General features: G+C 61.8%; 7 protein-coding genes. 6 read left to right on the top strand and 1 reads right to left on the bottom strand.

The features are described from left to right. Window positions 1-109 precede the first annotated feature (109 nt). The 3 genes from EGY25_RS05705 (at window position 110) to EGY25_RS05715 (ending at window position 3,270) form a co-directional block, all read left to right on the top strand. Complete coding sequence (locus EGY25_RS05705; RefSeq protein ID WP_135194065.1) at window positions 110-1,399, top strand: tyrosine-type recombinase/integrase; 1,290 nt, start codon at window positions 110-112, stop codon at window positions 1,397-1,399. Between the two features lie 139 nt (window positions 1,400-1,538). Beyond that, on the top strand, window positions 1,539-2,369 hold the full coding sequence (locus tag EGY25_RS05710; protein WP_209307979.1) for a type IV toxin-antitoxin system AbiEi family antitoxin domain-containing protein: 831 nt from the start codon (window positions 1,539-1,541) through the stop codon (window positions 2,367-2,369). Beyond that, window positions 2,356-3,270: a nucleotidyl transferase AbiEii/AbiGii toxin family protein gene (locus EGY25_RS05715; protein ID WP_077354183.1), complete on the top strand. Its 915-nt coding sequence runs from the start codon at window positions 2,356-2,358 to the stop codon at window positions 3,268-3,270. The genes EGY25_RS05710 and EGY25_RS05715 overlap by 14 nt, the downstream gene beginning before the upstream one ends. Window positions 3,271-3,733: 463 nt before the next feature. Here EGY25_RS05715 and EGY25_RS05720 read toward each other — a convergent pair whose 3' ends face one another. Then, the gene (locus tag EGY25_RS05720) at window positions 3,734-5,674 is read right to left on the bottom strand and encodes an ATP-binding protein (protein ID WP_167762487.1); all 1,941 of its coding nucleotides are present in this window, start codon (window positions 5,672-5,674) and stop codon (window positions 3,734-3,736) included. 304 nt (window positions 5,675-5,978) lie between these two features. On the opposite strand from EGY25_RS05720, the gene EGY25_RS05725 reads away from it, so the two are divergent. From EGY25_RS05725 to EGY25_RS05735, 3 genes are all read left to right on the top strand, one after another. Continuing rightward, on the top strand, window positions 5,979-6,875 hold the full coding sequence (locus EGY25_RS05725) for a hypothetical protein (protein ID WP_135194067.1): 897 nt from the start codon (window positions 5,979-5,981) through the stop codon (window positions 6,873-6,875). A 426-nt stretch (window positions 6,876-7,301) separates the two neighbouring features. Continuing rightward, window positions 7,302-8,243 (top strand): Abi family protein, encoded by a 942-nt coding sequence (locus EGY25_RS05730; protein WP_077354179.1) that lies wholly within the window; start codon window positions 7,302-7,304, stop codon window positions 8,241-8,243. Between the two features lie 115 nt (window positions 8,244-8,358). After that, window positions 8,359-9,783 (top strand): hypothetical protein, encoded by a 1,425-nt coding sequence (locus tag EGY25_RS05735; RefSeq protein WP_135194068.1) that lies wholly within the window; start codon window positions 8,359-8,361, stop codon window positions 9,781-9,783. Window positions 9,784-10,135 lie beyond the last annotated feature (352 nt).

Genomic DNA, 10,135 nt, shown 5'->3' on the forward strand with positions numbered 1-10,135 from the left:
TTCATAGGTTTTTACGTTCATCCGATTGCGGAGCGTTTCGGCCGGTTTCGTTTGAGTTGGTAGCGGAGTGGTAGCGGTGGCTCGGAAATGAGCGTATATTTCTATAGCCATGACGAAGCAAAAACTCACCAAGCGCGTGGTTGAGAGCGCGCCCGTTCCGGAGACCGGCGAGGGTCGAATCTGGGACAGCGAGATCGCAGGCTTCTGCCTCCGGATCTATCCCGGGACCGAAACCCGACAGGGCCATGCCGCCAAGCCTGTCCGAAGGATGTTCGCCATCAAATATCGGGTCCGCGGGATTCAGCGCTGGCTGACGCTCGGCGAGCATGGGGATGGGCCGGACAAGCTCACGGCGGATCGGGCTCGCAAGGAGGCGGCGTCGGTGGTGGTCGATGCGCGGCGCGGCATCGATCCCGGCGAAGCCCGCAGGCGCATCGAGGGGCTCACCGTCAAAGGCCTGGTCGAGTTGTATCTGGAGAAGGGGCCGGACGACAAACCGACCAAACGGGATTCGTCATGGGCCATGGACCGGACGAACCTCGAGCGCCACGTCGTGCCCCTGCTTGGCAAGATGGCGCTTGATACGCTCACCCGCGACCACATCACCGGGATGATCCGATCGATCACGGCCGGGAAGACCGCCAAGGATGTGAAGACCAAACTTCGTGGTCGATCCATCGTAAAGGGCGGAGCAGGCATCGCTGACCGCACCTATTCCACCCTGCGGGCGACCTTCAACTGGGCGATCGACAAGGGCCATTTCGCTGGCCCGAACCCCTGCGCCAAGGTCGAACGAAAGCTCCGACCGGCGGTCGAACGCTTCCTGTCAGAGGCCCAGGCCCAGGACCTCATCGCCGCTCTCGACGCTCTGGAGGCGGATGCGACGATCTCCGAACGGCAGGGCGCGGTCTATCGGCTTCTGCTTCTGACGGGCGCGCGGCGCAACGAGATCGCGGGCCTGCGCTGGACGGAGGTCGATTTCGACCGGCGCCGGCTCGTGCTGCCGCCGAGCCGCACCAAGGCTGGCGGTCGCACGGGGGATCGTCGGATCTCGCTCAACGACATGGCCTTCGGAATCCTGCAGCGTCTCTACAAGACCCGCGGTCGAAGCCAGTTTGTCTTCCCGGCCACCAAGGGCGACAACGGATATGCGACCTCCGAGTCCAAGATCTGGCGCGACAAGGTGCTCCCCAAAGCCAAGCTGGAAGGCGTGCGCATCCACGACCTGCGCCACAGTTTCGCAAGCTTCGCCCTGGCCGACGGGGCCAGTCTCCCGATGATCGGCAAGGCGCTGGGACACGCCAACAGCCGCGCCACGGAACGGTATGCCCATCTGAGCGATGACCCAGTTCGGGCGCTTGCGGAACGGATTGGCGAGCGTTTCAGTCCCAAGGCCTGAACTCGGGTCCACGCGCTGATATCAGTCCGGTGCCATGGTTTGACTTTGAGTGTAGTAAGACACATTTGGTGTCCTAATATACCGAATGGCAAACCAACATGTTTGACAATCTTCATATTAAGACACTATGAGTGTTCAAATGCTGGGAAAGTTAAACAAGCTCGAACGTATCCTCCCGGAAGGCCTCCTGGTCGATTCCGGCTGGATGAACGAGAACGGCTATCCCAACTCGCTGAGGGCCAAATACGTCGCTTCGGGGCGCCTGGAACGCACGGCGCGCCGCGTTTATCGACGTCCGCGCGGAACCCTCGACTGGCCGGTCGCCGTGCTCTCGCTCCAGGCCCTGCTCGACTATTCCATCGTCGTGGGAGGACGCACCGCGCTCGAACTTCAAGGCTACGCCCACTACCTTCCTGCCACCCGCAAGGAGGTTCATCTCTATGGCGACGAAACCCCGCCGACGTGGCTGACCGACCTGCCTCTGGATGTCGCGTTCAAATATCATCCGTCGCAGAAGCTGTTCCGCAGCGCCCGATACTTCGAGGTCGCCCGGCTCGGCGAGGACTCCAGCGAGACCGGCCTCCTGGCGGACTGGGCCCGCGCCGCAGTGGTGGACACCCCCCTGGGCCACTGGCAATGGCCCTTGCGCCAGTCGACGCCCGAGCGCGCCATCCTCGAACTTCTGGACGAACTCCCCGATCACGAGAGTTTCGACCAGGCGGACCAGTTGATGGGCGCCCTGGCCACCCTCAGCCCACGACGTCTCCAGCGTCTGCTCGAGGATTGCGTGAGCGTGAAGGTCAAACGCCTGTTCTTCTATTTCGCCGATCGGCACGGTCATGCGTGGCTGAAAGCCCTGGACCGCGACGCCATCGATCTGGGCAGCGGCAACCGCGTGCTCGCAAAGGGCGGTCGATTGGACCCAACCTACAAGATCACCGTGCCGAGGTCGCTCGATGCCGGTCAGTGACGTCTACGCCCGGCAGGTCCGCCTCCTCGTCCGAATCCTCCCCCTCGTGTTCGAGGAACCCTGCTTCGCCCTGAAGGGCGGCACGGCGATCAATCTTTTCGTCCGCGATCTGCCGCGGCTGTCGGTGGATATCGACCTGACCTATCTGCCCGTCGAGGATCGGGACACATCGCTCGCCGCAATCGACGCGGCCTTGAGGCGGATCGCCGACGCAATCGAACAGGCCATGCCGGGGTCTGTCGTCGTGCGCGGCAAGGGTGGAGCCCAGCCCGTGATCGACAAGCTGCTCGTCCGTGCGGACGGCGCGGTGATCAAGGTGGAGGTGACGCCGGTCCTGCGCGGTGTGGTGTTCGAGCCCGAGGTCCGTCCGGTTTCAGCGGCAGTGGAAGAGCGCTTCGGCTATGCGGAGGCCCGGATGGTTTCCCACGCGGATCTCTATGCCGGCAAGATCATGGCGGCGCTGGACCGCCAGCATCCCCGCGACCTGTTCGATGTCCGCGACCTTCTGGCCAACGAGGGGATCACGCCGGCACTGCGACAGGCCTTTGTGATCTATCTGGCCAGCCACCACCGGCCCATGGCCGAGGTGCTCCGAGCCAGTCCCAAGGCTCTGACCCAGGAGTTCGAACGCGGCTTCGATGGGATGACCGAAGACCCGGTCGACCTTGAGGATCTCATCGCGGCGCGCGCCGCCCTGATCACTGCCATCGTCGACGACATGCCGGAGGCGCACCGCACCTTCCTGATCGGGTTCAAGGCCGGCGCGCCTGACTGGGACCTCATCGGCCTGCCCGACGCCGCCGACCTCCCCGCCGTGCGTTGGAAGCAGTTGAACCTCGACCGCCTGGAGCCCGACCGACGCGCGGACATGGTCGAACGCCTTCGACGGACCTGGCCGTGACCTTTCAGCTGGCAGTGCCCAGGGACGCCAGCGGGTCGATCCTTGTGGTAGACCGACACACATGATCATGTGCGCGTGCGGAGCGACGGCATGGGTCTGACAAAGCGAATTTTTATCGAAAAAGACCCCGCCTACGAGGACGTGCGCCAGCGCGCGTCAAAAGCGGCGGCGGCTTACTGCGCCCCATTCACCTTTAGGGTGGCCGGCAATCGAAGGAACGCGATGGGAGGCCGGCCCCACTGGGACCCCTTCTGGCCGGGAGCCTTGGCCGAAGCTGCAACGACGATCGGCGCCCAGTCGGTCAACATCAACGGTGGGTCTTCTTCGAGACCGAGGTTGAGCGAGACGTGGTCCTCGTACTTGCCGAAATCCGTTGGCGCGAACGTCTGGCCACTTATGCCGCCCGACTTGCGAAGGGCTAAGGTCAACTGTCAGGCCATCGCGGGCGTTGCCCGGATTGATCCTACTCGCCGAGCAGGACAGTGAAGAAGGCCTGGTTCCGCTTCTTGGCGTTCTCAACCAGGGTGTCGTAGCCGATTGCCTGAATGAAAATCTTCTCGTTGTCGCGATAGCGGAAGAAGATCTTCGGATTTTGGTCGTTGAGGAAGTCGTGCTTCTTCAAAACCTTCACCAGGCTCGGGGTCAAATCCGCGACGATGTAGCCGAACCGTCGAATAACGCCGGAAAAGGACATGTGAGTTCCGTCGGTCCGGGTGACCCCGCCGGCCCTGACGGCCTTCTCCAGGGTCTCGACCACCTGGGTGACAGGATCGGTCTTTTCGGGACCGAACACATAGTCGTCGCGGCTCGGCTTCTTGAATTCCACGATGGTGACGGTTGTGCCGTCGTTGTCGCCAAGGACGAGGCTGTCGTCGAACAAGGCCAGGTCGGCGACCTTGTCGCCCTTGCTCCGCTTTCCTCCGTGGATCGTCCGGTCGCTCGAGACATAGGGAAGGAAGGCCAGAGCGTCGTCGATCAGCCAAAGATTATGCTCAAAATAATCGTGCGTGGCCGAGTCGGAGAAGCGCCGGAAAATCAGGTCGTGGATCACCTCTTCCGGATGATGCTTGGCGTCACTCGTGTATTTTCGGGCCGCCTCGACGAGTTCGATCACATTTTTCCGATGGATCACGTACTCCGCCAGGGCCTCCTTGTTGTTCTGATCGATCTTGGAGACGATGTCCTTGATAGTGGCGGCGTAATTTTCCGGACTCGCTGCGGCCGTGGTTATGGCCTTCGTCAGATCTTTGGACGCCCGATAACGTTCGATCGCGAGATCGGCGACGAACTGTTGAGCCTTCCAGTTGTTGGGCTTGGCCGAGACGTACTCGGCGATTGACTTTCCGCGCAGGCCCAAGCGGAGGATCGGGTTCTCCTGAAGCGCGCCGTTGAGATCCGTTGACTGCGATGTTTTGATCTTCTCGATCTGGGTGTTCTCACCCTTCTGGATCACGTCGCTGACCGCTGACACGATCCTCTCGATCGCCTTGGGCGAGATGTTGATACCCGTACGCGAGTCGTTCAGTCGGGACTCGAAAGCCTCGCCTCGGACCACTGCAATGATGATGTAGTTCTCGTTGTTCTCATTGGTGAAATGCGGCTCACCCAGCACATTGGTAAGATCGCGCGGCTTGCCCACGATCCGATCTGCTGCCGCGAACAGGAGACAGTGATTCTTGAAGGAGCGAGTCTTGGGTATGCGGGTCAGGCTGTAGTCAATCGTCTCGACAGATCCGTCGATGTCAACCTCGACCTGGCCCTTGTCATACTCGACGAAGATGTCCTTGAACCGGGTGGTGACGCTCTCGGGCGCCCCGCCGTTGAACTGCACGGTGATCTCCGGGAGCCACCGATACAGGAAATAGGGGAGAAAATGGCTCGCGATGATGTCGGAGACTGTGCTCTGATCGATTTGGCGGATCAGGTCATGCCACGGCGTCAGCGGCGAATCGTATTCGACGCGGAGCCCAACGTGCGTGAAATCTGGATCGCCGTCGTGGAAGACAAGCTCGTCATCCCTGTAAATGTCGAACCGGAATGTTCGCGTCTGCCGGTCGGTGAGGAACTCGTAGCGCGATGAATAGTGAATGCGTGAAAAGACCTTGAACGCAATGAAACGGCCGAAGCCTCGCCCCTTGCTCTTCAGCTTGTACCCCGAGAAGGGCGTCTTGAAGGATTTGTAGTTCTCGTCGTTGAGCCCGATGCCATTGTCGGTGATCGAGATCAGAATCTTGTTCGGATCGTTCGCGTTCTCGAACACGATGTCGATCTTGCCTTCGCTCGCCGCCCGGTCGCCGAATCGAGCCTCCAGACCATGCATTGCGTTAGACACCGCCTCCAGGGTGGGCAGGAGAAAGCCGTGGATGTCATGAGCGAGGTGCGTCCTGGACAGGACGGCGTCCATGTCAGGCTTGACCAGTGTGTCCGTAGTCGCCATCAGCTAAGCATCTGTTTCCACGAATCTTTAAAAGAAACTGTCATTCTGGTTGGACCGGCTCGGCCGGGTTCGCGAGGACAAGCACAAAACCGGGCATCGCCAAAATCAACGGCTCGGCTCCCCGAAAATCGTCACCCGCTTCGGCAAAGTCATGGCACAGCCCGCCGCGCACTCCTAGCGTGTCCTGTGACGACGACGAGTCGAACCCGCGGCCCGCCCGTCCTGGCCGACGTCAGGCGAGCCGTTGATCTTCAAGAGGGCGGGCATAGACGTGAGCGCTGGAACACCCTGCTTCGCCAATCGCGTGCGCGGACATGACCCGCTTTCCACAGTTCCCCGCGATTCCATTGAGCGTCTTCTGGGCTCGACGGCGGTGTTTCTGAAGCGCGATCTCTTTCAGCCCCTGATGTCAGGGTATGATTTCATGCGCTTCTCGGCAATGAACGAACTGGTTGTCGAAGCCCATGACGCGACCTCTATCGCGCTCGGACGGCAAGGCCTTTTCCGGTATACGCGACATCTTATCGACGACGATGATTGCTATGCGGACGACGCCCTCGCCTACCTGACGAACATCAAGGTGCCGGCAGTCGAACGCCTGAGTTTTGTGGAACTGCTTCTCGCCTCCGCGCGACCCCGGTTCGGTCCTCGCTTGGCGGCGATCGAAGACAAGGTGGCAGGACTTCTTTCGGCCAACGCGTTGCCGATCATCTACCGAGACGGACAGTTCGAACCGTCCGACGGACCGGCCGTTGAACAGGCAGTGCACGACCCGTTCTGGGACCTCGTCAGTCACGCCCGGTGGGACAATGTCCGAACCGATATGAGGCAAGCGCTGTCGCTTCGTGACAATGGGGGACCCAACCCCGCACTTTACGCGGCTCGCGCACTTGAGAGCACACTCAAGATCGTCAGTTCTGGCAAGGGCTGGCTTACAGGACGAGAGCGTGGAGCCGCCAATGTCATCGACACGCTCGTCAGCTCCAAAAATGGGCGGTTTATAGAACCCTGGGAGGCCGAGATGCTGAAAAGGTTCTTCGCAGACGTCCGAAACCCGGACGCCCACGGAGCCGGCGCAGATCCCCAACCAAAGCTCACACCGATCCAGACATCCTGGGCGATCGAGTTCTGCATGATCTCAATTAAAAGCCTGCTTCGACGCGGGTGACGCCGGAGGGCAGGCATGCCTATGGCTGATGTTTGGCTCGGGCACCAAAACCAAACATCCGGCCCGACTTCCATGATGGCTGCCAGTGAAGGTTCAGCCTGGAGCCAGTGCGCCACCTGGTCCAACCTCCAGAACCCGGTTCCAACCGGCGGATCAAGGCGGTCGCGCTGTGGACGATCGTGCGCCACGTCAGATAGAATTGATCATCCGACTCGCTCTGATTTTCGAACTGAAGCTTGCAATGACCCTCCGCAACACCGCGCCAATCTGGGCGCCGGAACGGCTCTCCGCTCCGGCGCCCAGAAGCCGGACTTTCATTTTTTGCGTGACAAATGACGAATCGAGACTAGATTATCTCTCAACACGCCCGGTCTCCTCTGCGTCTCAGGACGTACGGGCCGGGTTTCGTGTTTCTGGGGTGCGCTGATGCCGACGCCCTATACCAAACCCCATATGGCTGTCCCTGACCAGATCGCCCTGCTTCGCGGACGCGGGCTGGAGATTACAGATGTGGACCGGGCTGAAGCCGCCCTGACCAGGATCGGGTATTATCGGCTCTCTGAATACTGGCGTCCGATGCGGGAGACCGAGCTGGTCGAGGCCGGCAAGGCGCCCGTCGTGCGCGAGACCTTCGGCGCCGACGCCCGTTTCGCTGATGTCGTCGATCTCTACGTTTTCGACAAACGCCTCAGGATGTTGATCCTGGACGCCATCGAGCGGGTCGAGATCGCCGCCCGGGTCTGGTGCGCCCACACGCTCGGGGCTCGTGACCCCTATATCCACAGGGACTGGCGCGCCCTCGATCCCGAATTTGTCGGCAAGGATCACGCCGCCTGGCTGGCGCGGATCGATGCGGCGGCGTCCCGGTCCCGCGAAGACTTCGTCGCCAACTTCCTCAAGGAGTATGCGCCGCCCCTGCCTCTCTGGGTCAGTATCGAATGCTGGGACTTCGGCATGCTGTCCTATTTCGTGTCGGGCCTCAGCACGCCGGACAAGACGGCGATGGCCGCCCACTATGGCGTGCCCCGTCGCGAACAGCTGGTAAGCTGGATGCGGGCCATCAACCACGTCCGCAACATCTGCGCCCATCACGCCCGGCTCTGGAACCGGGTTCTGGTCGACCGGCCCAAGCCGCCCCGCGAGGCCGAAGAGCCGCTTCTCGATCACCTGGCCCTTTACCAACAGGCCCACAATCGACTGTACGCCGTGGCGGCGCCGCTGCAGTTCCTCCTGCGCACGGTGCATCCCGGATCCAGCTGGTCCGCGCGCCTCAAGGACCATTTTCAGACGTTTCCCGGATCGCCTCATCTCAAACTGGCCGCGACAGGGTTTCCAAGGGACTGGGAGGCTTTGCCGCTATGGAACTGAGCGCGCCAAACCGTCACCTTCCGGCGCCGGCATGACCCCGCGTGCGCCGCTCGGCCGGATCTTCTCGCCGCGCGAGCCCAAAGCTGCGGAACGCATCATCGCCTGGCTGGGCGATATGGCGGGCGCGGTCGTGCAGACGGTGGACGACGACCAGAACGGCTGGGATTGTCTGGTGGAGTTTCCTCCCATCGACGCTGGCGATATGCCGCCGGACCTCGCGCCGCCGGGCCTGTCGTTGTTCATCCAGGTCAAGTCGTCGAAGACGGCGAAGCGAAGCGTCCGGATCAGTCTGTCGAACGCGCTGAAATATGCGCGTCACGCTCTGCCCTATTTCATCGTTCTGGTGACGACCGAACGTGGGCCGGACACGCCGACCATCTATGTCAAACACGTTTGGCCGCCGCTCATCGAGGAGATGCTGAAGGCGGTCCGAAAAGCCCATATCGACGGAAGGCCGCTTCACAAGGCGGGCATAACGATCCGGTTCGAATCGTCCGAACGCCATGATCTGGATGCGATGCGCCACATCGCCACGGTGCTCGACGGTCTGGGCCCCGACTACGCCACCCGCAAGGAGGCGCTGGTCGCCGCCACCGGCTACGACGAGGGTTACGCCCGCGGAACCATCACCTTCGACGAAATGGACACGCCCCGGTTCGTCGACATGATGCTGGGCCTGGAGCCGGCGCTGGACGTCAAACGGATCACGCTTCACGCGATGCGGTTCGGTCTGCTGGACCCGATCCCGGAACTCGATGGCGAAGGCCAGATCACCATCGAGCCGAGGCCATCAAGCGACTGCAAGGTGACGTTCCGGGACCCCGTCAGCGGCAAGGAGGTCACGTTCGACGGCGAGCTCTTCGCCCCCGGCATCCCCAATCTGCCGAGAGAATACTGGAAGCTGAGGGTCAAGACCGATCTGACGGACCTGGCGTTCGTTCCGGGCCAGCTCTCGAGCCTGACGGCGACCCTGGACATGGACGAGGCTCTGCCTCTGGACCGGCTGTATAGGATCGTCGCCTTCCGCAGTTGGTCAACGGGCGGCCGGTTGGAGATGCAAATCTGGGCGCGCGACCGGCTGTTGACCACCACGGACATCGCGATGAATTCCGATGAGGACGGTTCCTACTGGCGTCGGATGGAACGGGTTATTGAAGCGCTCCTGGCGCTATCACCTGCGGAAAAAAGGCCGCAATCCCTGCGATTCTCGCTACGGCAGCTGTTCGAACAGCTCTCCATGCTCGAAGAATTCCGAGAGGTTCTAGAGGGCGAAACGCTTTCGCTTGACGGCGATCTGACCGCGCCGGCGGAAGTTCCGCCAGGTGAAATGCGCCTCTCCCTACCTTGCTGGCTGGAGTTCGAGGGCTTCCTGTTCTTCGCGATCAACTCACGCCCCGTCCGATCCATGACACCGGAAGGCGCAAAGACCAAAATCATCACCGGCCCGCCCAAACGGTCCATAGGCGCGATTCTCAAGGGATCGCAGGCTGACCACCAATCCTACATCGACGCCGAAACACGGCGGGCTCACGGCGTCTGACTGCAACGATGCGAACCTACTATCATGTCGATCGCGGGCGCTCGCTCAGGGCGGGCCTCGCCTTACCGCTGAAGGACGGATTGTCGGTCTTCGGTCAGGCCTATTGGTTCAAGATCACCGCCAATCCACCCAGGCTGGACGACGATGCGACCCGCCGGGAACATAGCCTGGAAACTCTGCGCAGAGAGCGGTTCGGGAACCTCCCTGGCTCACGCATGACCGCCCTGTTCGCTGCGGCGACCCTGGAGGAGGCGCTGTTGTTCGCCGAACGGATTGAGCCGAGGCCGATGGTGCCGGTCCCGATCTTCGAGGTGACGTCATCGCGCGCGGAAAGCCGCGACAGTCTCTGGCT

It is taken from the genome of Brevundimonas intermedia, assembly GCF_004614235.1.
GTDB classification, from domain to species: domain Bacteria; phylum Pseudomonadota; class Alphaproteobacteria; order Caulobacterales; family Caulobacteraceae; genus Brevundimonas; species Brevundimonas intermedia_A.

What these genes read in the sequence shown, in the direction of transcription:
- EGY25_RS05705 (WP_135194065.1), top strand. Translation starts at nt 110, where the DNA reads ATGACGAAGCAAAAACTCACCAAGCGCGTGGTTGAGAGCGCGCCCGTT.
- EGY25_RS05710 (WP_209307979.1), top strand. Translation starts at nt 1,539, where the DNA reads ATGCTGGGAAAGTTAAACAAGCTCGAACGTATCCTCCCGGAAGGCCTC.
- EGY25_RS05715 (WP_077354183.1), top strand. Translation starts at nt 2,356, where the DNA reads ATGCCGGTCAGTGACGTCTACGCCCGGCAGGTCCGCCTCCTCGTCCGA.
- EGY25_RS05720 (WP_167762487.1), bottom strand. Translation starts at nt 5,674, where the DNA reads ATGGACGCCGTCCTGTCCAGGACGCACCTCGCTCATGACATCCACGGC.
- EGY25_RS05730 (WP_077354179.1), top strand. Translation starts at nt 7,302, where the DNA reads ATGCCGACGCCCTATACCAAACCCCATATGGCTGTCCCTGACCAGATC.
- EGY25_RS05735 (WP_135194068.1), top strand. Translation starts at nt 8,359, where the DNA reads ATGGCGGGCGCGGTCGTGCAGACGGTGGACGACGACCAGAACGGCTGG.